Source organism: Marinobacter sp. GH_1, assembly GCF_048595985.1.
GTDB classification, from domain to species: domain Bacteria; phylum Pseudomonadota; class Gammaproteobacteria; order Pseudomonadales; family Oleiphilaceae; genus Marinobacter; species Marinobacter shengliensis.
Window position 1 is genome coordinate 319872 of sequence record NZ_CP184460.1, and the last position, 21648, is coordinate 341519.

Consider the following 21648-nt stretch of genomic DNA (forward strand, 5'->3'; position numbering starts at 1 on the left):
CGGGATTGCGGATTATCCCGGCGCCCCTTTCTGTTTGCCCCTGTTTCTGGAAAAATAAGCCGCTCATTCTGTGGGCAGGGCCGATGAAACAGACACTGCTATCTCTGAGCAACCTCTCCAAGCAATTTGACGGCAAAACGGTACTGGATTCGCTGGATCTGGAGATCCTTGATGGCGAGTTCATTACCCTGTTGGGGCCGTCCGGTTGTGGCAAAACCACCCTGTTGCGGTTGATGGCCGGTTTTGAGCATCCGGATGACGGTACCATTCTGCTGGGTGGCCAGGACCTGACCCACACCCCGCCGGAGAAACGCCCGCTCAACACGGTGTTCCAGAACTACGCCCTGTTCCCCCATATGTCGGTGTTCGACAACGTGGCCTATGGCCTGAAAATGGAAAAGCGCCCGAAAGAAGAGATCCGTCAGCGGGTCGACGAAGCCCTGGCCATGGTCCAGTTGGAGGAGTTTGCCCGGCGCAAACCACACCAGCTTTCCGGAGGCCAACAGCAGCGCGTGGCTATTGCCCGAGCGGTGGTCAAACGGCCGAAGATGCTGTTGCTGGACGAGCCCCTGTCAGCCCTGGACTACAAATTGCGGCGCACCATGCAGGTGGAGCTCAAGCGCCTGCAGCGGGAACTCGGGATTACCTTCGTGTTCGTGACCCACGATCAGGAAGAAGCCTTGTCCATGTCAGACCGGGTCGTGGTGCTCAAGGATGGCCTGATCCAGCAACTGGGCACTCCCAGGGAAGTCTACGAACGGCCGGCCAACCTGTTCACCGCCCGGTTCGTGGGCGAGACCAATTTCTTCCCGGGCCGCATCGACAAAGCCAACGGCGATGACACCATTACCGTGGATGTGTTTGGCCTGAAACGCACCTTTCGCAAACCCGACTTCCCGGTGGCCGCCGGCCAGCTCCTGCACGTTCTGTTGCGCCCGGAGGACATCCGGGTTCTGGCGCCGGATGACGATGACGGTGTGGCCGGCAAGGTGGTAGAGCGCAACTACAAAGGCAGCACCCTGGATTCGGTTATTCACCTTGAAGGCGGCACCGAGGTACTGGCGTCGGAATTCTTCGACGAAGACGATCCCACGTTTGACTACCGCCTGGGTGAGCCGGTGAAAGTGAGCTGGGTGGATGGCTGGGAATGGCTGTTGCCTATGGAAAGTCCCGAAGCCGAAGCTCAAGCGGAAACCAGTCTGGATGGGTAGCGTCATGCAGCAGCCGTTCCGCACGGCGGTGCTGGTTCTGGTCTGGGGCTGGTTGCTGTTCCTGGTGCTGACACCCAACCTGCTTGTAGTGGGTGCCAGCGTGATGACCCGTGACCCAGGCAGTTTTTTGTCCCTGCCCCTGAACCTGGATGCCTATCGGCAGTTGATGAACCCTCTGTACCTGGATGTGTTCCTGCACTCCCTGTACATGGCGGCCATGACCACCCTGATCTGCCTGCTGATCGGCTACCCCTTCGCCTGGGCGCTGACCAAGGTTGGCAAGCAACGGCAGATGCTGCTTATCTTTCTGTTGATTGTGCCTTTCTGGACCAATTCCCTGGTGCGTACCTATGCCCTGAAGCTGCTGCTGGCCACCAATGGCCTGCTGAATAACGCGCTGATGTCCCTGGGCATAATCGACGAGCCCCTGCGGATGCTTTACACCGAGGGAGCCGTGATCGTCGGCTTGGTGTATTTGCTGCTGCCGTTCATGATACTGCCGCTGTACGCGGTCTTTGATGATCTGAGGGAAGATTTGCTTCGGGCCTCTCACGACCTCGGCGCCGGCCGCTTGGCGACCTTTGTCCACGTGATTGTGCCGCTTACCCTGCCCGGTGTGCTGGCGGGCGTTATGCTGGTGTTGTTGCCGGCCATGGGGCTGTTCTTTGTGCCGGATATTCTCGGCGGCTCCCGCAACCTGCTGGTGGGTAACGTCATCAAGAACCAGTTCCTGGATGCCCGTAACTGGCCCTTCGGCGCCGCTGCCAGCATCGTGTTGACCCTGGCTATGGCGTTTTTGATGTTTGCCCACCGCCTGAGTAAACGGCGCATCGGGGAGGACGGTGTATGAGCCGCTGGTTGCCCCGCACCTACCTGACTCTGGTTTACCTGTTGCTGTATGTGCCCATCGTGGTGCTGGTGGTGTTTTCCTTTAACGATTCCCGCAGCGGTTATGAGTGGGGTGGGCTGAGCCTGCGCTGGTATGAGGCGCTGTTCAACAACCGGGCCATGGTTCAGGCCATGTGGAATTCCCTGTGGTTGGCTTTGTCTGCCGCCACCGTGTCGACCATGATTGGTGCCCTCACCGCCCTGGCTCTGCACCGCTACCGGTTCCGGGGCAAGAAGCTGCTCAACGGCATGCTGTTTATCGTAATGATGTCGCCGGAGATCGTGCTGGCGATTTCGCTGCTGGCGCTGTTCCTGTTAGTGGGCCTGAAACTGGGCTATGTGTCGTTGCTGCTGGCCCATGTCACCTTCTGTCTGCCGTTTGTGGTGATTACGGTCATGGCGCGCCTGAGCGGCTTTGACGAACGCCTGCCGGAAGCGGCCCGGGATCTGGGTGCCAGCGATTTTACTATGACCCGCACGGTGCTGATCCCGGTGATCATGCCGGCTTTGGTGGCAGGCTGGCTGTTGGGGTTTACACTGTCACTGGACGATGTGGTCGTGAGTACCTTTGTCAGCGGCCCGAGTTACGAAATTCTGCCCCTGCGCATCTACTCCATGGTGCGGGTAGGGCTGAAGCCGGAAGTGAATGCATTGGGTACGCTGTTGCTGGTGTTCTCACTGTTCATGTTGATCTTGTCTCAATGGATATTGCTAAGGAGTAGACGATGAAGAAACTGGCACTGGCCGGTCTGCTGGCCATAGGCCTGACCGGGTGTAGCTCTGAAGACCCGCAGGTGCTGAACCTGTACAACTGGTCCGAGTACATGCCCCAGGAAGTCCTGGACAGGTTCACCGAGGAAACCGGTATTCAGGTGGTTTACACCACCTACGACAGCAACGAAGCCATGTATGCCCGTCTGAAGTTGCTGGATGAGAGTGCCGCCTATGACCTGGCCGTGCCTTCCACTTATTACGTCAGCAAGATGCGCCAGGAAGACCTGCTGATGCCCATTGATCGCAGCAAGATCGAAGGCTTTGGCAACCTCGACGATGATCTGATCAACCTGGACATTGACCCGGACAACCAGTACAGCATTCCTTACCTCTGGGGCACCACCGGCATTGCCGTCGACACGGATGACGTGGAAGGCGAGGTGACCGCCTGGGCAGATCTCTGGGACGAGCGTTTCCAGGGTCGTGTCATGCTGACCAACGACATGCGCGAGGTGTTCCACGTGGGCCTGCGGGTACTGGGTTACTCCGGGAACAGCACCGACCCGAAGGAAATCGAGGAAGCCTACGAAAAACTGGCGGAGCTGATGCCCTCGGTACGCACCTTCAACTCCGATGCGCCCCGCATGCCCTACCTGGAAGGCGAAGCCGACGTGGGCATGATCTGGAACGGCGAGGCGGTTATGGGTAAGGAGACCATGCCGAGCCTGGAGTATGTCTATCCACAAGAGGGCATTATCGCCTGGCTGGACAGCTTCGTGATTCCCAAAAATGCCCGTAATCCGGAAGCGGCCCACCAGTTCATCAGCTTTGTGTTACAGCCTGAAATCGCGGCGTTGATCAGCGAGGATATTGGTTATGCCACGCCCAACCAGGCGGCGCTTGAGTTGCTGGACGAGTCTGTTGCCAACGACCGCGCTAGCTACCCGACCGATGCGGATATGGAGAATGCTGAATTCCAGGCGGATATCGGTGATGATGCTTTGCAGATCTACGCAAAGTTCTGGGAAATGCTGAAATCCGGCCGTTGAGGCCTCCTGCCAGGGCGGCGTCAGTGCCGCCCTGAATTCTTCCCGTCAGAATAGTTCTGTAACTGCTGCCTACGGTTTATACTGAAAACATAGCGTCCAACAGCAGGTTTCGCTTTGCGCCCCTCTTCCTGTCGCACTTTATTCTGCCTTGCCTCACTCGTTTTGGCGCTCTGCCTGTCCCAACCGGCGTTGTCTGCCATGCAGCCAGTGGATGAAGGGTGGCAATATCGCTGGGGCGACTCCCCCTTCCTGGCTGACGGCACACCGCTTTGGCTGGACGAACCGGACAGTGCCGAACACTGGCATGACATTGCTTTCCCTTCCAACCCTCCCGGCCGAAAAGGGCAAGAACATGCCTGGTTCCGGGTGACATTACCGGATGGGGAGTGGTACGCGCCGGCACTATACATCTACAGCGTCGATATCATCCTGCAGGTCTGGTTCCGGGGCGAGTTGCTGTACCAGTACGGCACCTTCGACGAGCACGGCCGTGGCAAATTTGAAGGCTGGCCCTGGCACGAGATTCCGTTGCCTGATGGCTACGAAGGCGAAACCATGTACTTCCGTGTGTTCTCCAATTACACGGATATCGGATTATGGGGAGAGGTGGCCATTCTCGATCACCCTGACCTGGTGCTGCACATCGTTGGCAACTCGGCCGAGAGTCTGGTTATTGCGGCGTTATCCGGACTGATTGCACTCCTTGCCCTGGTATTTGCCCTGATCCAGCGAGGCCAGAGAAGTTTCGCCAGCATTGCCCTGTTTGCATTCCTGACCGGTGTAATGCTGCTGGCGGAAAGCCAGGCCAGCTTGCTGATCCTGTATCAGCCACTGCTGTGGGACTATCTGGCAGCGGGCTCTTATTATTTGATTCCGGTTGCACTGGCGCTCTTGCTTAGCCAGTGGCTCGACGCCCGGCGCCCCCGCCTGGTTCGCTGGCTGATGTGGCTGCATCTGGTATTTGCGGCCCTTGCCCTTATGTTGGCGCTACTCGGGTTAGTGAACCTGTCCTCCACATTCCCGGTGTTTGACGGTGTTTTGCTGATCTCCCTGGCATTAATGGTTGCAGTGGTTGTCAGGAATTTCAGTAGCCTGTATCGGGAGCAGCAGGTGTTTCTGTTTACCTGTGGCGTATTTATCGTTCTGCTGATTCTGGATATGGCGGTAGCTCATGGCTTTCTCCCCTGGGGGCGGGTGCCGGTCAGTTGGGGGGCGCTGGCGTTCTCGCTGGCGCTTATCAGTATTTCGGTGTGGCATTACGGTAAAACCCAACAGGCGTTGCATCAGTTGACCGTTCAACTGGAACAGAAGGTGGCTGAGCGCACTGCTAGAGCTGAAGCGCTTGCTGAGCGAGAGGTAGAGCGGTCAAGGCTGTTAGCGCTGGAGAGCAAGAAAAGTCAGAAATTGGCCGATACCATTGCTGCCCTGCAGGACTGTGCGGGTGTGGAAGAGGCTTTCCAGCCTTTGCTTCAGGCGCTGCCGCAACTGTACTTGCCGATTGCCGGCTGTTTCTACCGGCGCAACCCGGGTGGTGGCTATGATCGGGCCAGCCTCTGGGGTAGATCCGCTGCCAATATCTTTCCACCCAGCCTGACACAGGATCTTTCCGGCCTGACGGAGACCGTTTTGCCTGTGCGGAGCCAGGACGTACCTGCACAACTCTGTTTCCTGCTCCGGGTTGAACCAGCCCAGTTCGGGAATGTTCCTGAGGGCGTGTTGCTTTTGGAGCGCCCGAATCTGCCAGACGTCGTGAAGGATTATGGCACCGCCCGGGTGGTTGCCTGGGTGTATCAGTCTGTCGAGAAGATCGGGATTACCCTGTCCGGGTTGGCCCTGCGATCCGAATTGCAACGGTTTTCCTATGAGGACAGCCTGACGGGTCTTAAAAATCGGCGCTACTTTGATGAGTTATTCCGACATGAGCGGGAGGTCGCCATCCGCTCAGAGCGCCCACTGAGCCTTCTGATTTTCGATATCGACCACTTCAAGCGCTTCAACGACAGTCATGGCCATGATGCCGGAGATGAGGTTCTGCGAATGGTTGGGAGAGTCCTTGAGAACTGTTTTCGCGGGAGCGATACGGTATGCCGTTATGGGGGAGAGGAGTTTACGGTTCTGATGCCTGGGGCGTCACGGGAGGAAGCCCGCCAGCGGGCGGAAAATCTTCGGGTAACCATCGCCGAATCTCAGGTTGAATACCTTGGAAAGCAGTTGGGCAACCTGACGATATCGGCAGGTATTGCATGCTGGCCGGAAAGTAGCCCGGAGTTCGACGAGCTGTTCCGGGCAGCCGACCGGGCGCTTTATCAGGCGAAGGCCGCTGGCCGTAACCGTGTGGTTACGGCCAGTGTTTGAGCTTAATGCCAGATGTTGCTGTCGATTTTCTCGTGCAGCTCCGGGTAATCCTTTGACTTGAAGTGGGGTACCAGTCCCTCTTTCCGTTGGGCCAGGTAGTCCTTGGTCAACTTGGCTACCGTGCCGGACAACAGCACAATCGCCACCAGGTTGATGGCCGCCATTAGTCCCATCGAGGCATCCGCGGCGTTGAATACCGTAACCACGGCTTCATAGCCACCCCAGATCACCATGGCCAGGGCTGCCAGGCGAAGCAGGGTGAGCCCGAGGGTGCTGCCGCCTTTCAGGTAGATCAGGGCGTTCTCGGCATAGGTGTAGTTGGCCACGATGGACGTGAAGGCAAAAAACAGGATGGCGACGGCAATAAAGTAGCCACCGAATTCACCCAGGTGGACTTCCATGGCCTGCTGGGTCAGTTGCGTGCCGGTGATGCCAGAACCGGGCTCCAGCACGCCGGCCAGCAGAATCATCACGGCTGTGGCGGTACAGATAATGATAGTGTCGACAAACACACCAAACGCCTGAACAAGGCCCTGTGACGACGGGTGGTGCGGTGCCGGTGTTGCGGTGGCCGCGATATTGGGGGCAGAACCCATGCCGGCTTCGTTAGAGAACAGACCCCGCTTGATGCCGTTGAGCATCGCGGCGGTCACTGAGCCGGCGGCGCCACCTGCGGCTTCTTCTAGGCCAAAGGCGCTTTTGACGATCATCGTCAGAATGCCCGGTACCTCGGTGATGTTCATGGCCATCACGCCAAGCGCCAGCAGCACATAGGCGCCGGCCATAAACGGCACCACGAATTCGGCAAAGCGAACAATCTTGCGAAGGCCGCCGAAGATCACGATGCCGGCGAACACGGCGATGACCACACCAACACCCAGTTTGGGCGCACCAAAGGCACCCTCCATGGCGTCGGCGATGGAGTTTGCCTGTACAGCATTGAACACCAGGCCAAACGAGATGATCAGGCAAACTGCGAAGATGGCCGCTGCCCAGGGGGCTTTCAGGCCCTTGGCAATGTAAACCGCCGGCCCGCCCCGATATTGGCCCTTGCCGTCACGCACCTTGTAGAGCTGCGCCAGGGTGCTTTCGGCATAGCCCGTGGCCATACCCACCAACGCCACCATCCACATCCAGAAAATGGCACCGGCACCGCCGAGGTACAGGGCCACGGCCACGCCGGCCAGGTTGCCGGTGCCGACCCGGGAGGCCAGGCTGGTACACAGCGCCTGGAAAGGTGAAATACCGTGAACGTCGCTTTCACGGGAGCCGCGAATGGCCCTGACCATTTCGCCGAAATTGACGAATTGCAGAAAACCCAGGCGGATGGTGAAGAAGACACCAACGGCCAGAAGGCCGTAGACGAGGACATAACCCCAGAGAATCGAGTTGAGAAAATCGACAATTGCAGTCATGGGTAGACGCCTTGTGATTTGAATGTTGTGAATTGAAAGTAATGCAAGGCGGGGGAGTCTAGCACGGTGAAAATCTGATCAGACTGCGGAAATCCGTGATTGTCAGGGGGCCGGTATTTTGCAACACTGGCCCGAGATTTCAGTATCAATGTCTGTTCAGACCACCAATACCGGGCATTTGGCATGGGATGCCACCCGGTGGGAAACACTGCCCAGGAACATGCCGTCTTTATCACTGTTGGTGCCTTTGGTACCAACGACGATCAGATCCGCCTCTTTGTCCTGAGCGAATTTGACGATCACCTTGGATGGCCGGCCTGCCTTCACAAAGCCGCGCACTTTGGTTGCACCGTGTTCCTTGGCCAGTTCCTTGGCATGGTTAACGACGCCCTTGGCGTAATCCGACAGCACTTTGTCTGGAATGTCCATGTCGTCGGGGCGGCCGATCGACAATGACGCCTCAAACAGGCTGTGGTGCTTGTAGACACACAGGATGAAAATCTCGGCACCCGGAATCAGCTTCTGCAGGTCAATTGCCTTATCCAGCGCCTTCAGCGAGGTTTTGGAGCCGTCGACGGCTACCAGAATCCGTTTGAACATAGGTCTCTCCTGTTACTGGCCGGGGAACCCGGCTCAGTCTCGGTAAGCCAGGTCCCTCAGGAACAGGGCGATATCCGGGAAGGCAATGATCAGCCCGGCGGCCGCCACCAGCATGAAGATAAACGGTGGCGTCCCCCGGATCACTTCCATGTAGGGTCGTTTGAAGATGGCGATGGCGGTAAATATGTCACAGCCAAACGGTGGCGTGGCCGAGCCTATGGCCACCTGCAGGGTGATCAGCACCCCTACCAGAACCGGGTCCAGCCCGGTTGCCTGGATGGCTGGCGCAAAGATGGGGGTAAGCACCAGGATGACCACAATCGGGTCAACAAACATGCAGGCGATGAAGAAGGCAATACAGATGGCAATCAGCACACCCACCGGGCCGGCTTCGTTTACGCCGACGGTTTCCAGGATGGCCTGGGGAATCTGGGCGAAGGAGATAATCCAGGAGAAACCATTGCCAACGGCAACCAGAATAAACACCACGGCGGTGATCAGGCCGGTGGACTTGGCGATCTTGTAAACGTCCCTGAGCTTCAGGGAGCGGAAGATCACGAACTCCAGCAGGAAGGCGTAAAGCACGCACACGGCAGCAGCTTCGGTGGGGCTGAAAATGCCGCCGTAGATACCGCCAACAATGATCACCGGGAACATCAGCGGCCAGGAGGCATCCCGCACCGACAGCGCCCGTTGTTTCCAGGTGGCCTTTTCTTCGGTTGGTACATTGTGCTTGTACGCATAGAAAAGGCAGTACAACGAGAACATGAACAGAATCAGAACGCCCGGACCGATACCGGCAATGAACAGCTCGGCAATAGAGGTCTCGGAGATAACCCCGTAGATAATCATCCCGATACTCGGGGGAATCAGGAACGCGATATCACTGGCGTTGATGATTAGGGCGAGCGTGAACGGGTCAGAGTAGCCCGCTTTCAGCATCTTCGGGCGCAGAGGCGAGCCTACCGCCACCACCGTGGCCTGGGTGGACCCGGAAACCGCCCCAAACAGTGTGCAGGAGGTGGCGGTACTGATGGCCAGGCCACCCTTGATGTGGCCGATGAAGGACATCACCATGTTGATCAACCGGTCGGCCGACTGGCCCCGGGTCATGATGTCGGCGGCCAGAATAAACATGGGGACCGCAATCAACGACGCCGGCCGGATACCACCCATCATTTGCTGGATGAAGGTTTGCATCTGGCCGAAGCCGTCGAACATCATTACAAAACCAACCACCGCTGCGGTGGTCAGTGGGATCATCATCGGGAAGCCCAGCAGCAGTAGCCCGATCATGATCAACATCAGAATGGTTGCCATAAGTAATCTTCCTGTTCCTTATCGGGTTACGGCTGTCTCAGACCTCGGACTCGGTATCAGCGTAGCCATCCACCACGCCGGTCGAGAGGTAGACGTCCTTGCTGGTGAGGTTCTTGATGGCTGTCAGGAAATACTGGATGCCGGTAATGGCGAAACCGATGGGCGCCCATATATAGATGATCCAGATGGGTATGCCCAGGGCGGGCAAAATGCGGCCACGGCCGTACAGGGTTTCGATGTAGCCGTAGGCGTGGTAACACAGGAAAAACATAACCACCGAAGTGAACAGGGCGATGAAGATCATCAGTACCTTTCGGCCCTTGGCGGGCAGAGCGTCGTATACCGCGGACATCCGGATGTGACGGCCATGGCGGGCGGCGTAACCAATACCGGCGAAGGTGATCAGAATGATCAGGATGCGGTTGATCTCACCAGAGAAAAACAGGCCTTCGCCGAACACAAAACGCCCGATCACGTTGGCGCAGGTGTTGATAGCCATGAGGATAACGCCAGCGGCGAGCATGACGGCCTCGACCTTGGCGATCCATTCATCGATGGTGCCCAGAAAGCCCGGTAAACCGGACTCGTAGGTACCGGTATCGTCTTCAACAACCTCCTGGGGATGTTCAGACATGGATTCCACTCCAGAATCATTTGCTCCCGGCCGGTAAAGACCCCGGCGGGGCGGGGGTTAAACCAGGGCCGGACATCAAGGGGTGGCTAATTGCCACCCCTTGAATCCTGCCGTCTTACTGTCCCTGAACGGCTTCGAGATCGGCCTTGAACTGGTCAAGCAGCTGCTTACCACGTTCGCCGGTCATGTTGATGAAGCGCTCTTCCACCTGCGGTGCGCGGGCGCGGAAGGCTTCAATCTGCTCGTCGTTCAGGCGGGTAACGGTAACCCGATCACTGGCTGCCTGGATTTTCTCCAGGGCTTCATCGGCCAGGCCATCGATGTGCACGATGATTTCCTCAAAGGCGTAGTCCGCAGCATCGCGAACCAGCTTTTTGTCTTCATCAGACAGGCCGTTGTAGAAATTCTGGTTCGCCATCATGGCGGTGGTAAACCAGCCGTGGCCGGTGAATACCAGGTTCGGGGATACCTCGTACAGGCCACCGGATTCAATCCAGAAAATCGGGTTTTCCTGACCCTGGATCATGTTGGTCTGCAGGGCACCGTACACTTCACCCCAGGGCAGCGGCGTGGGTGTGGCACCAAAGGCGGAATAGGTTTCAGACAACAGCGGGTTGGTCATTACCCGGATTTTCTTGTTGCGGAATTCTTCCGGTGAGGTGACTGGCTCATCGACCGTGACCACCATTTCACCCTCAGGGTACATCTTCAGCAGTTCCAGGCCCTGCTCGGAATAGAGCTCCGGGAAGTCTTCGTTGATGGCCTTGGATTCCCGGAAAAACGTGATGACCGTTTCCATGTCGGTCGGCATCAGGTAGGGAATGAAGAAGATTTGTGCCTCGGGAATCAGGGAGCCGGTGAACCCTGGTGACTGGTTTACGAAGTTGAGAATGCCAGCCTGGGTTTGCTCCATGATGTCATCAGACTCGCCCAGTTCGCCGAAGCGGAACACCTGGACCGTGTGGTCGGAATTCTCCTCAACGTATTCCTTGAATTTGTAGGCGTAAACGTCCTGAACATCACCCTCGTATTCTTCATGGGCATAGCGCCAGTTGGCTGCGTTTACCGAGTTTGCCGCAGTGATCGCTGCAAAGGCGAACGCCGAAAAACCGGCCAGTTTCCTGAATTTACTTGTGTTGCTCATCGCGCTGTCTCCGTTTGTTTTTTTGCTGAAATCCTTTGTTACATTATTAAAGACTGGCAAAACATGAGGGTTTTCGCAAGGAAATGGCCAAAATCAGATAATTCAGGCGACAGGTTTTTCGGCATCGCAAGTTTATGAAATTTCGATTTATTCAGCCGGGAGGTGGCACGGCGGAGGGAATGCCGGATTATTTTCTGAGCAAAATATAACCAGAAGGCGGCCAGTTACGGCCGCCTGTGAAATGGCATCAGCCGCCGGGTACCCAGGTGTTACACCAGCCGTCGGCGTTGACCAGAACATCGCTGAACTGCGGGTGACGACAGCCGCCCCACCCCCCGGAAACTTCCCCGGCCCAAAACGCGCAGTTGGAGCACTTGTTTCCATCCTGATATTTCTCATGACCGCTGGTACTACCGTCGTTCACGTAGTCCAGGGCATGGCCGTCCTCCGCTCTCGGCTTCTCGGCTCGGGCTGCCGGAACGTGTGTGGCCACCCGTGCCAGTGGAACGGCAGCGACACCTAACGCGGCAGTGCGCAGGAATACCCGTCGACTTTTATTGAAATCGCTCATTGGTAACTCCTTTCTCTCTCATCATTTATGGATTGCCCTGCCGGAACCGAGGTTCAGGCAACGGCGAGGGCAGCAGAACCACCCTACCAAAATGATTCGGTCGTGCACCGCGATTGGATGACATCGGTCAATGATGACGCGGGTTTAATCCGGCGTTCATGAGAAAGGCACGGAACTCATCGGCAACCCGCGCAACGCTATGCTCCAGCCGGTGGTTATCGGGTAGCAGCAGGATTGGGAGTTTCTGGGCCTGGGCCAGTTCGACGACTGGCATGGGTGGTACCACGTCGTCCTGCCAACCGTGGATGATCTGGGTATACCGGGCCTGAATGCGTGGCCGGCTTTGGGGGTAATCGGGCAGGGCCAGGGCTGGCGCCAACAGGAAGCACCCCAGTACCGGTGTGTCTGCACTGGTCTGCGCGCACACCCAGCCGCCCATGCTCGAACCGGCAAGGATGGTCCGGGCCGGGTCGGCACCCGCTGCCGCCATGGCATCGCGCATTTGCCCAAAGCGCTGGGCCGGGTCTTTGGTGCTACGATGATCAACGGCTTCGGCGTGGACGCCGGCAAACGACTCCGCCACCGTTTTAAGGGCCTGGATTTTGGTACTCCCGGGGCCGCTTTCGAGCCCATGGGAAAGAAAAACGAAAGTTTCGGGTGCAGACACGGGAATCTCTCCGGTAGTTAATCGTGGGTTTTGCCGTGAAGCCAGGTTATGAGCGGATTGCCCATCTCTGTCGTATCTCTGTATTCAGCAGAACAGGAGTCTAACAATGCACATGACACTATGGCAGCGGTGGTCGCTGATCGCTCTTATGTTTGCGGTTATGCCGGCCTGGGCCGCCGAGTGCCCCGCCTTTCTCGACCATGACCAGCGCAAGCTGCACTCCAGGGATTCCGTCAACCTGTGTGACCTGGCCGCCGGCCAGCCGATGCTGGTGGTGAACACCGCAAGCCGCTGTGGTTATACCGGCCAGTTTGAGGGCCTCGAAGCGCTGCATCAGACATTCCGCGACAAGGGCCTGGTTGTGGTGGGCTTCGCCAGCGATGATTTCCGGCAGGAGGCGAGCACCGAAGAAGAAGCCGCCGAGGTCTGTTTCGTCAACTTTGGCGTCACCTTCACCATGATCGCGCCCGGGCCGGTGACCGGTTCCCAGGCGAACCCGGTATTCCGCGAGATCAACCGTCAGAGCCAGCCGCCGCGCTGGAACTTCACCAAATACGTACTGGATCGGGACGGCAAGGTTACCGCCAGCTTCCCCAGCCGGGTTCGCCCGGACGATCCTCAGTTAATGGAAGCCATCGAAGGGGTGCTCTGATCCCGGGTTTGCGCCAGGATATCAAGGGCATGGCGTCGCTGCGCCGGATCATAGATATCGACGGTGAACATCAGTTCGTCTACGTTGATATCCGCCAGCAGATTATCGAGTTGGTGGCGGATATCATCGGCGTTGCCCATCACCTGCAACGCCAGGAAATCCAGTACGCTGAGCTTCTCACCGGCGTTCCACAGGCCGTCCATGGATTCAACCGGCGGTTTCATCCACAAGGGCTGGCCACGGAACAGAGACAGAATGCGCTGGTAACTGGTGGTGGCCAGAAACTTTGCCTGATCCAGGGAGTCGGCCGGAATGGCCGGAATGGCGAGCATAGCGTAAGGCCGGTTTAATTGGGGGGAGGGCTGGAAATTATCCCGGTAAACCCTCAGGGCTTCCCGGTACAGCCTTGGAGCGAAGTGCCCGGCGAAGGCATAGGGCAGGCCCCGCGCTGCTGCCAGCTGGGCGCTGAACAGGCTTGAGCCCAGAAGCCAGATCGGCACCTCGGTGCCCGCGCCGGGTATGGCCTTGACCGGTTGGCCCGGTTGCAGTGGGCCGAGCAGACTTTGCAGGCGGGCAACATCTTCCGGGAACTGTTCTGCCCCCAAGCCTTCACGGCGTAGTGCCCTGGCCGTGATCGGGTCGGTACCCGGTGCCCGGCCCAGGCCAAGGTCAATGCGCCCCGGATAAAGACATTCCAGGGTGCCAAATTGTTCAGCCACCACCAACGGCGGGTGATTGGGCAGCATGACGCCACCAGAGCCAACCCGAATGGTGTTGGTTCGGCCAGCGATATGGCCCACCAGCACAGACGTGGCGGAACTGGATATGCCCTCCATGTTGTGGTGCTCGGCCAGCCAGAAGCGCTTGAAGCCCAGTGTTTCGGCATGTTGGGCGTAGGCAACACTGTTTGCCAGTGTGGTACTCACCGAATCACCTTCGCGGACGGAGGCCAGTTCGAGCAGGGAATAATCGGGCAGGGTAGGCATAGTTCTCCGGTGGCTGTTGTAATCAATGGACAGGCAACCATGGTGATGTCGGCGGCCTATTTCAAGAATAGCGAAGAAGTATACCGGGAGGGTAGGTGAAGCCCGGCCAGTCGGGAATGACTGGCCGGAGGTTACCAGGGCGCTGCTTCAGAGGGCTGGTATATAGTTCTGGGTTGAATATTCGTCTGCGGACGGCTTGCTCAGGGAGCCTACCTCAAGAACGTAATCGACAAACGACTGGGCATAATCCAGGAACGTATCGGTTGCCCGGCCGTCGTCAGACACCGCGCCAAAGGTCACATAGCCATCGCGGCCGCCGGCTGTGAAGCTGTTGGTAACCACGTTCAATTCCTCGTCATCGGCCAGGGCGCGCCATTCGGCCGAATTACGCGGGTTGACCTCAATGTTGAACAAGCGCTCGCCTTCCGGCCGGTTCATGTCCACTTCCCAGCGCAGCCCTGCCGCGTAGGGGTAGGCTCCGCTGGAGCCGCCCTCAACATGTGCAAACTCAACCGCTTCGTTCAACACCGCCCGGATTTCCGCGCCAGACATGGCCAGATCCGTCAGGGTGTTGGCAAACGGCAGAAGTGTGTAGGCGTCGCCAATCGTGATGCTGCCAGCAAACAGGTCGGTTCGGACGCCACCACCGTTCTGGATGGCCACATCGGCGTTCTTGCTAAGGAACAGGAAGGCCTGGGCGACAAGGTTGGAGATGTCGCTGCCGCGGTTGGGGTCTTCGCCTTCGCACGTGTCATCCCCATAGGGCCGGCCGGGAATTCTGGCCAGGCAGAGATCTTCGGTGGCGGTTCCGATTATCCGGTTGCGGAAGTCATCCAGCTGGTTGGTGTAGTAGGCCAGCAGCTGTGCGGATGTTGGGTCTGGGGTTACCAGACTGAGCTGGTCATCGGCGTCGATGGCCGCCAGGATGTCGGCGCGCTCGCTGCCTTCCGGCTGGTAGTTGTTATCTTCGGCGTCTTTGCGCGTGAAGTTATCACCCAGGAGCAGGTGGGGCGTGCCGCTGCACGAGGTCACTACGCCGTTTTCGTCCCAGGTAACGCTGAGCTCGCCAACCACTCGGGAATACTGCCACGCCTGGGCTACGCATACTTTGTTACCATCGGCATTGGTCAGTTCTGTTGGGTAGGGCCCTGCAGCAGACAGTCCGTAGGCATCGAAGTCTCCGAGCAGGCTATGGGAATCACCACCAATGATGACATCCACACCGGACAGCGACGCTGCCAGGTTCAGGTCGTTTTCGTACTGATAATGGGTTAGCAACACGATCTTGTTGATGCCGGACGCCTCGAGCTCGTCAATCATGGCCTGCGCCGTTTCCATCTCATCGAGGAATTCGGTGGTCGCCAGCGGGCTGGAGCTGTTGCGGGTTTTATTGGCTATGTCGATGCCGACTATGGCCACCTGCTCACCACCGATTGATTTGATGACGTAGGGCTGGATGTAGTCATCCTCGGCAATCGGTGCCAGGGGAGTACCAACCTGGGGCTTGACGTTGGCGGCCAGTACCGGCGTCTGACAACTTCCGCTATCCAGCAGATCCAGGAACTTCTTCAGCCCCTCATCGCCCCGGTCGAACTCGTGGTTGCCCAGTGCAAACGCATCGAAACACACCTGGTTCATCAGTCGGGCATCGGCCTCTCCCTCAAACGATGAAAAGTACAGGGTGCCGGTTATGGCATCGCCCGCGTGCAGTTTCAGAACGTTGTCCAGGGCCGCTTCCCGCTCTGCAATTTTTCCGGCCACTCGTGGAAAGCCGCCAATCGGAAAGGACGTGCTCTTGCCGGCAATCATCAGGGACTGGGAGCCTTCTTCCAGATGGGAGTGGTGGTCGTTGATGTGCAGGATGTTGGCGGTAAAGCTGCTGGCTTCCGGGGCGTTGTTATTGCTGTCGCTGTTGCAACCGGCCAGCGCAGCGAGGGGTAATGCAATCCATAGGGTTTTGCGGATCATGCCTGAACTCCTTGTTGGGTGACTACAGGGAGTCTGCGTTGTTGAGGTGTCAAAGCCGTGATGATTTTGTTGCAGTTTGAAGGGCACAACACCTGCCAGCGGGCAGGTGTTGTGCGACCGGATTATCGGCCTCGAATGGCGTGCACTAGAGCCAGGAAGTCCTGGCCATCCACTTTGCCGTCTGCGTTTATGTCGTAGGTTGGCGCCGGGGCCTTACCAAACAGGGTTGCAAGAATAAAGCGGGCGAGGTCGCGGCCATTCACCCGGCCGTCGCCGTTCAGGTCTGCCCGGTCGGCTGCGGTGCGGGTGTCCATCTCAAGCGCCACCAGCACCGGGTCATGGTCGGAAGCGCGGTAGGGGTCCGGGACATAGAAGCTGGCCTGTTGCTCAGGAGTCTTGAATTCGGTGTTGTAGTCCAGCGCCCGGGGTTCGCTCCGGGTTCCAGCAACCCTGACCATCACCCTGATCGGCGTTGACGCCGTCAGCGTTACTGCATCCCTTGGATTTGAAATGGTTGACCGCGAAGCGCGCTACCGACAATCTGGCGAACATCTGTGACGATGGCGTGTGATTTGTACGACCGGTTTTTATCCTGTGGCTTGCGGAAAACAGGCAACGGGAAGATCCGCGACTATGCTTTGAGCGATGACAGCGCGAAGCACCGGGCGTCAGTTACTGACCGATGACAAACAGGAAGCCAACATGATTGAAGGTTTTACCGGGGCAGTAGGAGAACAACTGAAACAGAACCTGGGCGATACTCTGGAGGCGATGGCCGGTGGGCAGGTGGATTGGGCTGAGCTGGCGGTCTACGTGTTCAGCCAGGTGCTGGTGTCGGCTATCTACCTGGGCCTGTTTATCGGTGGTTACCTGTTGATTATTGGTACGTTGCGAATCGTTGTTGGCAAGCGGCGATCTCAGTCTGCACTGTTTTCACAGGTTCGGACCGGCCTGAAATATCTGTTTGCCCTTGGGGCGTTGTTGGTGATTCTGGCCCAGTTCGGGGCTGGCCCAGGGTTTCTCAAAGCGATGGCGAGGGCGGGATTCATGGCCTTGGGCTTCTTTGTGGGTTGGCTGGTACTGGCTCGACTGATGAAAGAGGCAATCGGCCGATATGGCATGGATCCATCCATCCGGCAGCTGATTGAGAACCTGTTCGCGGTGCTGATGGTGACCTTTGCGGTGGTGGCGATTCTGGCCCAGTTCGGGTTTGACGTGTTGTCGATTGTTGCGGGCCTGGGGATTGTCGGTATCGCGGTTGGCTTTGCGGCACAGTCCACTCTGTCGAATTTTATCGCCGGTATCACGTTGTTGATAGAGCGTCCTTTCCGGATCGGTGACTGGGTCAGCATCAACGGTCAGGATGGCAAGGTCGTGAAAATTGCTTTGCGCACAACCTGGCTCCGCACACGGGACAACATATTCACCATGATTCCCAATGACAGCGTGGCGTCGTCGGATATTGTCAATTACAGTGCCGAGGGCTCAACCCGGTTGAACATTCCGGTGGGCATCGCCTACAAGGAATCGGCCCGGGCCGCGCGGGAGGTGATCATGCCCGTTCTTCTCTCCCACCCTGAGGTCCTGAAAGGTGGCGCGATGGAGCCTCGGGTGGTGATGAAGAGTCTGGGGGATTCGTCGGTGGATCTGGAAGTGAAGATATGGATTACACCGGACAATCTGGACGTGCAGCCACGAATCATGGCGGATGTGCTGGAGCAGATTAAAGAGGCACTGGATGCTGCCGGGATTGAAATACCTTTCCCGCATCTTCAGTTGTTTATCGACGACGCCAAGGGTTTGAAGCCCCTGGTGGAACCGCTTTATCCAAAATTGGTGGAAAAGTGAATTTAAGAGCTTTAACCAGGAGACAACCATGAACCGACCGGCGGGCTATTACGAAGACAACACCACTCTGGCGCAATACCTGGAGTTCCACTTCGGAGAGTCCTGGCACGGTGAAGCAAATTTTCCCAAAGAGCTGGCGGACGCCGCCATGGAAGCCCTTGATGGCCGGGAACTGTGCCGGGCCCTCGACATCGGGTGCGCCGTGGGCCGCACGACGCTGGAGCTGGCACGGCATTTTGACCATGTGGACGGAGTGGATTTCTCGCAGACGTTTATCGACAAATGCCGGGAAGTCGTGGCTGACGGCGAGGCCCGTTACGCGAGACCGGAGGAAGGAGATCTGGTGAGTTATCAGGCCCGTGCGCTGTCGACCCTGGGGCTGGCGGAGGCAGCGCAACGTGTGGCGTTTCATCAGGGAGATGCGTGCAATCTTGGGTCTGACTACCGGGATTACGATCTGGTGCTGGCGGGTAACCTGATTGATCGGTTGTACAAACCTTCGTTGTTTCTGGAGAGTATTCACGAACGCATCAACGATCTTGGTTTGTTGGTCATTGCCTCGCCGTATACCTGGCTTGAGGAGTACACGCCGAAATCCGAATGGGTGGGCGGTTTTATGAAGAACGGCGAGCCTTTCACCACGCTCGATGGCCTTAAAAACATGCTGGGGCCTCATTTCAGGCTGCTGGGCGAGCCCAGAAGCCTGCCGTTCGTGATCCGGGAAACCCGCAACAAATTCCAGCACAGCTTTTCCGAACTGACCATCTGGGAAAAGTTGCCGGATTAACAGGCATTGTCATTGAATGGTCATGTAGGCGGGTTATCGTCAAAACTCATCAGGACGACACGCATAGTGTTGGTGCATCGTGTGATTGCTTTGGCCGGGGTTTTCCCCGGCTTTTTTATGCCTGTTCGTCAGCGTTGTGCCGTTCCCGGCGCAAGGCCCGCTGTTTTCGCCGTTCGTTTTCCGAGTGTTCCGAGATGGTCTGCTGGACAAACTCGATATGGTGGCCGGCAATGGCCCGGGCATCCTCGGCCCTTCCTTCCATAATTGCCTGAAACAGCCGGGAATGCTGGTCTACCAGGCCCTGCCGGGTTTTGGCGGCTCTGGCATACATGCCGCCGATGTTGGTCACGATGTTGTTCTTGAGCATGTTGAACAGGTTACGCATGGTGTGCATCAGCACCACATTATGGCTGGCCTCGGCGATGGCCATGTGGAAGCGGGCATCAGCTGCGCCTTCGGCTTCCAGGTTGTTGCCGGAGCTGTCGCGGTAACAGGCATCCAGGGCGGTCCAGGCTTGAGTGAGGTACTGGCGGTCAACTTCGGTGGCTCTTTGCGCTGCGTAAAAGGCGCAGTCTGCTTCCAGCGTGCGGCGAAATTCCAGCAGGTCGCGATGGGCTTCCGGGTGCGTTTCCAGCAACTTGATCAGTGGGTCACTGAAACTGGCACCCAGCGTTTCGGTGACAAAGTTGCCCCCTCCCTGGCGGCTGTGGAGCAGGCCTTTGGCAGCCAGTTTCTGGATTGCTTCTCTCAACGATGGCCGGGACACGCCGAATTGCTCTGCCAGCACCCGCTCCGGAGGTAACCGCTGGCCCGGTTGCAATGTGCCTTCCAGAATCATGGTTTCCAGTTGTTCAACGATGGTGTCGGCTAGGCGCCTGGGCGCCACCTGATTGATGGCCATGTACGGCTCCGGTTGATCAATAAATTGGTCTTACCAATAAATATTAGCCTTCTTTGTTCTTGTTTTCCCAGTAAAACCCATAGGCAATTAGACGAATGTCGAACGCCATGCTTTTGACAGCCCAAAGGGTGTTCAAATAACGTACTTGGACAGACTTGTAAATTGGTATTACCAATTATCCAAAAATAGTATCCAACAACAATACCCTGGAGAAAATCATGTCGTCCGGATTGCTCGCCCTGCTGGCATTTGCCCCGATTCTGCTGGCCGGAATCCTCCTGATTGGCCTGCGTTGGCCTGCCCGCCGCGCCATGCCCGTGGTGTTCCTGGTTACTGCGCTGATCGGTTACAGCGCCTGGGATATGACCCTGAACCGAATTCTGGCCTCTACCCTGCAGGGTCTGGTGATTACCATTGGTCTGCTGTGGATTATCTTCGGCGCTATTTTGCTGCTGAACACGCTGAAACATTCGGGGGCCATCACCACCATTCGGGCGGGCTTTACCAACATCACCCCGGACCGCCGTATTCAGGCGATTATCATTGTCTGGCTGTTCGGTAGCTTTATTGAAGGCGCCTCCGGCTTCGGGACGCCGGCGGCTATTGCCGCGCCCTTGCTGGTCGCGGTGGGCTTCCCGGCCATGGCGGCGGTGATGCTGGGCATGATGGTGCAGAGCACGCCGGTGTCCTTTGGTGCCGTGGGCACTCCTGTGGTGGTTGGGGTAACCACGGGTCTCGACCGTGCCACGATTACCGAAAGACTGGAGGCCGTGGGCTCCAACTGGGAGGCCTACCTGCAGTTGATTACCTCGGAAGTCGCCATTACCCACGCCATTGTTGGTGTGGTTATGCCATTGCTGATGGTGACCATGATGACCCGCTTCTTCGGCAGGAACAAAAGCTGGAAAGAAGGGTTGGAGGTGCTGCCGTTTGCCTTGTTTGCCGGTGTTGCCTTTGTGGTTCCCTACGCGCTGACCGGTGTGATTCTGGGGCCGGAATTTCCGTCTCTGCTGGGTGGCCTGATTGGTTTGGCGATCGTGACCATGGCGGCGAAGAAGGGCTTCCTGATGCCCAAAAACGCCTGGGATTTTGCCGACCGCAAGGACTGGCCCTCCGAGTGGCTGGGCAGTATCGAGATGAAGCTCGAAGACATCGCGGCCAAGCCGATGAGCGGTTTCCGCGCCTGGGTGCCCTATGTACTGGTGGGCGTCGTGCTGGTACTGAGCCGGACCGTCGACCCGATCAAACAGGCCTTTACCAGCGTTGGTGTATCGTTCTCGAATATTCTGGGTGAGGCAGGCATCAATGCCGGTGTTCAGCCTCTGTACCTGCCGGGCGGTATCCTGGTGATGGTTGTTCTGGCAACGTTCTTCATTCACCGCATGAGCGCTCGTGCCCTTGGGAATGCCGTCAAGGAATCCAGCGGTGTGTTGCTGAGTGCAGGCTTTGTTCTGCTGTTTACGGTGCCGATGGTGCGGATCCTGATCAACTCGGGCGTTAACATGTCCGATTTGCCCAGTATGCCGCTGGCCATGGCGACCTGGGCCGCCGATGCGGTTGGCGGCATCTACCCGCTGCTGGCTCCGACGGTGGGGGCGCTGGGTGCCTTCCTGGCCGGCTCCAATACCGTCTCCAACATGATGTTCAGCCAGTTCCAGTTTGGTGTCGCGGAAAGCCTCGGCCTGTCTACTGCCCTGATGGTCGCTGTGCAGGCTGTGGGTGCCGCCGCCGGTAACATGGTGGCCATCCATAACGTGGTAGCGGCCTCAGCCACGGTTGGCCTGCTGGGCCGTGAAGGCCAGACCCTGCGCAAGACCGTGTGGCCGACCCTATACTACCTGTTGGCTACTGGTTTGATTGCGCTGCTGGCGGCCTATGGCCTGGGTTTGATGGACCCGTTAATGAGCCGGTAACGCTGACCTAACGATGACGGGCGAG

Annotated in this window: 19 protein-coding genes and 1 pseudogene; 9 read left to right on the plus strand and 11 right to left on the minus strand. The window is 57.8% G+C overall.

From position 1 onward, the window contains the following. Positions 1–83 precede the first annotated feature (83 nt). From potA to ACNSOI_RS01425, 5 genes are all read left to right on the plus strand, one after another. The gene (gene potA / locus ACNSOI_RS01405) at positions 84–1211 is read left to right on the plus strand and encodes a spermidine/putrescine ABC transporter ATP-binding protein PotA (RefSeq protein WP_420194954.1); all 1128 of its coding nucleotides are present in this window, start codon (positions 84–86) and stop codon (positions 1209–1211) included. Beyond that, entirely contained in the window at positions 1204–2061 is an 858-nt protein-coding gene (gene potB / locus ACNSOI_RS01410; RefSeq protein ID WP_420194955.1) for a spermidine/putrescine ABC transporter permease PotB, read from the plus strand. Before potA ends, potB begins: the two co-directional genes overlap by 8 nt. Further along, positions 2058–2828: a spermidine/putrescine ABC transporter permease PotC gene (potC, locus tag ACNSOI_RS01415; protein WP_420194956.1), complete on the plus strand. Its 771-nt coding sequence runs from the start codon at positions 2058–2060 to the stop codon at positions 2826–2828. Before potB ends, potC begins: the two co-directional genes overlap by 4 nt. After that, positions 2825–3862, plus strand: a complete 1038-nt coding sequence (locus ACNSOI_RS01420; protein ID WP_420194957.1) for an extracellular solute-binding protein — start codon at positions 2825–2827, stop codon at positions 3860–3862. Before potC ends, ACNSOI_RS01420 begins: the two co-directional genes overlap by 4 nt. Positions 3863–4060: 198 nt before the next feature. Further along, a complete protein-coding gene (locus tag ACNSOI_RS01425; RefSeq protein ID WP_172972236.1) occupies positions 4061–6217 on the plus strand; it encodes a sensor domain-containing diguanylate cyclase in 2157 nt (718 codons plus the stop codon). A gap of 2 nt (positions 6218–6219) precedes the next feature. On the opposite strand, the gene ACNSOI_RS01430 is transcribed toward ACNSOI_RS01425, so the two are convergent. From ACNSOI_RS01430 to ACNSOI_RS01460, 7 genes are all read right to left on the minus strand, one after another. Next, positions 6220–7632, minus strand: a complete 1413-nt coding sequence (locus ACNSOI_RS01430; protein WP_420194958.1) for an alanine/glycine:cation symporter family protein — start codon at positions 7630–7632, stop codon at positions 6220–6222. Between the two features lie 156 nt (positions 7633–7788). After that, entirely contained in the window at positions 7789–8232 is a 444-nt protein-coding gene (locus ACNSOI_RS01435) for a universal stress protein (RefSeq protein ID WP_152437107.1), read from the minus strand. A 33-nt stretch (positions 8233–8265) separates the two neighbouring features. Further along, the gene (locus ACNSOI_RS01440; RefSeq protein ID WP_072678711.1) at positions 8266–9552 is read right to left on the minus strand and encodes a TRAP transporter large permease; all 1287 of its coding nucleotides are present in this window, start codon (positions 9550–9552) and stop codon (positions 8266–8268) included. Between the two features lie 37 nt (positions 9553–9589). Further along, positions 9590–10186, minus strand: coding sequence for a TRAP transporter small permease (locus ACNSOI_RS01445; RefSeq protein ID WP_152437108.1), 597 nt, complete (start codon positions 10184–10186; stop codon positions 9590–9592). A gap of 115 nt (positions 10187–10301) precedes the next feature. After that, positions 10302–11330 (minus strand): TRAP transporter substrate-binding protein DctP, encoded by a 1029-nt coding sequence (gene dctP, locus ACNSOI_RS01450; protein WP_152437109.1) that lies wholly within the window; start codon positions 11328–11330, stop codon positions 10302–10304. A 247-nt stretch (positions 11331–11577) separates the two neighbouring features. Beyond that, on the minus strand, positions 11578–11901 hold the full coding sequence (locus tag ACNSOI_RS01455; RefSeq protein WP_072678708.1) for a high-potential iron-sulfur protein: 324 nt from the start codon (positions 11899–11901) through the stop codon (positions 11578–11580). A gap of 127 nt (positions 11902–12028) precedes the next feature. After that, positions 12029–12568 carry an alpha/beta fold hydrolase gene (locus ACNSOI_RS01460; RefSeq protein WP_152437110.1) on the minus strand — a complete coding sequence of 180 codons (540 nt, stop codon included), beginning with the start codon at positions 12566–12568 and terminating at the stop codon, positions 12029–12031. A gap of 112 nt (positions 12569–12680) precedes the next feature. On the opposite strand from ACNSOI_RS01460, the gene ACNSOI_RS01465 reads away from it, so the two are divergent. Continuing rightward, complete coding sequence (locus ACNSOI_RS01465; protein ID WP_152439565.1) at positions 12681–13220, plus strand: glutathione peroxidase; 540 nt, start codon at positions 12681–12683, stop codon at positions 13218–13220. On the opposite strand, the gene ACNSOI_RS01470 is transcribed toward ACNSOI_RS01465, so the two are convergent. The 3 genes and pseudogenes from ACNSOI_RS01470 to ACNSOI_RS01480 form a co-directional block, all read right to left on the minus strand. Further along, positions 13187–14206 (minus strand): LLM class flavin-dependent oxidoreductase, encoded by a 1020-nt coding sequence (locus ACNSOI_RS01470; RefSeq protein ID WP_420194959.1) that lies wholly within the window; start codon positions 14204–14206, stop codon positions 13187–13189. The genes ACNSOI_RS01465 and ACNSOI_RS01470 overlap by 34 nt on opposite strands. Before the next feature lie 147 nt (positions 14207–14353). Further along, entirely contained in the window at positions 14354–16174 is a 1821-nt protein-coding gene (gene nadN / locus ACNSOI_RS01475) for an NAD nucleotidase (protein WP_420194960.1), read from the minus strand. A gap of 122 nt (positions 16175–16296) precedes the next feature. After that, positions 16297–16605: pseudogene (locus ACNSOI_RS01480) on the minus strand (dockerin type I domain-containing protein); the annotation flags it as partial. A gap of 271 nt (positions 16606–16876) precedes the next feature. On the opposite strand from ACNSOI_RS01480, the gene ACNSOI_RS01485 reads away from it, so the two are divergent. Together ACNSOI_RS01485 and ACNSOI_RS01490 are read left to right on the plus strand one after the other, a co-directional pair. After that, positions 16877–18022, plus strand: a complete 1146-nt coding sequence (locus ACNSOI_RS01485) for a mechanosensitive ion channel family protein (RefSeq protein WP_420195695.1) — start codon at positions 16877–16879, stop codon at positions 18020–18022. 28 nt (positions 18023–18050) lie between these two features. Beyond that, a complete protein-coding gene (locus tag ACNSOI_RS01490; RefSeq protein WP_342631688.1) occupies positions 18051–18809 on the plus strand; it encodes a putative 4-mercaptohistidine N1-methyltransferase in 759 nt (252 codons plus the stop codon). Between the two features lie 115 nt (positions 18810–18924). On the opposite strand, the gene ACNSOI_RS01495 is transcribed toward ACNSOI_RS01490, so the two are convergent. Then, positions 18925–19710, minus strand: a complete 786-nt coding sequence (locus ACNSOI_RS01495; protein WP_106694332.1) for a GntR family transcriptional regulator — start codon at positions 19708–19710, stop codon at positions 18925–18927. Positions 19711–19928: 218 nt separating this feature from the next. On the opposite strand from ACNSOI_RS01495, the gene ACNSOI_RS01500 reads away from it, so the two are divergent. Beyond that, positions 19929–21623: an L-lactate permease gene (locus ACNSOI_RS01500; protein ID WP_342631689.1), complete on the plus strand. Its 1695-nt coding sequence runs from the start codon at positions 19929–19931 to the stop codon at positions 21621–21623. The last annotated feature ends 25 nt before the right edge of the window (positions 21624–21648 follow it).

Excerpts from the sequence above, each read along its gene's own strand:
- potA (WP_420194954.1), top strand. The coding sequence starts at position 84 with ATGAAACAGACACTGCTATCTCTGAGCAACCTCTCCAAGCAATTTGAC.
- potB (WP_420194955.1), top strand. The coding sequence starts at position 1,204 with ATGGGTAGCGTCATGCAGCAGCCGTTCCGCACGGCGGTGCTGGTTCTG.
- potC (WP_420194956.1), top strand. The coding sequence starts at position 2,058 with ATGAGCCGCTGGTTGCCCCGCACCTACCTGACTCTGGTTTACCTGTTG.
- ACNSOI_RS01420 (WP_420194957.1), top strand. The coding sequence starts at position 2,825 with ATGAAGAAACTGGCACTGGCCGGTCTGCTGGCCATAGGCCTGACCGGG.
- ACNSOI_RS01425 (WP_172972236.1), top strand. The coding sequence starts at position 4,061 with ATGCAGCCAGTGGATGAAGGGTGGCAATATCGCTGGGGCGACTCCCCC.
- ACNSOI_RS01430 (WP_420194958.1), bottom strand. The coding sequence starts at position 7,632 with ATGACTGCAATTGTCGATTTTCTCAACTCGATTCTCTGGGGTTATGTC.
- ACNSOI_RS01435 (WP_152437107.1), bottom strand. The coding sequence starts at position 8,232 with ATGTTCAAACGGATTCTGGTAGCCGTCGACGGCTCCAAAACCTCGCTG.
- ACNSOI_RS01440 (WP_072678711.1), bottom strand. The coding sequence starts at position 9,552 with ATGGCAACCATTCTGATGTTGATCATGATCGGGCTACTGCTGCTGGGC.
- ACNSOI_RS01445 (WP_152437108.1), bottom strand. The coding sequence starts at position 10,186 with ATGTCTGAACATCCCCAGGAGGTTGTTGAAGACGATACCGGTACCTAC.
- dctP (WP_152437109.1), bottom strand. The coding sequence starts at position 11,330 with ATGAGCAACACAAGTAAATTCAGGAAACTGGCCGGTTTTTCGGCGTTC.
- ACNSOI_RS01455 (WP_072678708.1), bottom strand. The coding sequence starts at position 11,901 with ATGAGCGATTTCAATAAAAGTCGACGGGTATTCCTGCGCACTGCCGCG.
- ACNSOI_RS01465 (WP_152439565.1), top strand. The coding sequence starts at position 12,681 with ATGACACTATGGCAGCGGTGGTCGCTGATCGCTCTTATGTTTGCGGTT.
- ACNSOI_RS01470 (WP_420194959.1), bottom strand. The coding sequence starts at position 14,206 with ATGCCTACCCTGCCCGATTATTCCCTGCTCGAACTGGCCTCCGTCCGC.
- nadN (WP_420194960.1), bottom strand. The coding sequence starts at position 16,174 with ATGATCCGCAAAACCCTATGGATTGCATTACCCCTCGCTGCGCTGGCC.
- ACNSOI_RS01485 (WP_420195695.1), top strand. The coding sequence starts at position 16,877 with ATGATTGAAGGTTTTACCGGGGCAGTAGGAGAACAACTGAAACAGAAC.
- ACNSOI_RS01490 (WP_342631688.1), top strand. The coding sequence starts at position 18,051 with ATGAACCGACCGGCGGGCTATTACGAAGACAACACCACTCTGGCGCAA.
- ACNSOI_RS01495 (WP_106694332.1), bottom strand. The coding sequence starts at position 19,710 with ATGGCCATCAATCAGGTGGCGCCCAGGCGCCTAGCCGACACCATCGTT.
- ACNSOI_RS01500 (WP_342631689.1), top strand. The coding sequence starts at position 19,929 with ATGTCGTCCGGATTGCTCGCCCTGCTGGCATTTGCCCCGATTCTGCTG.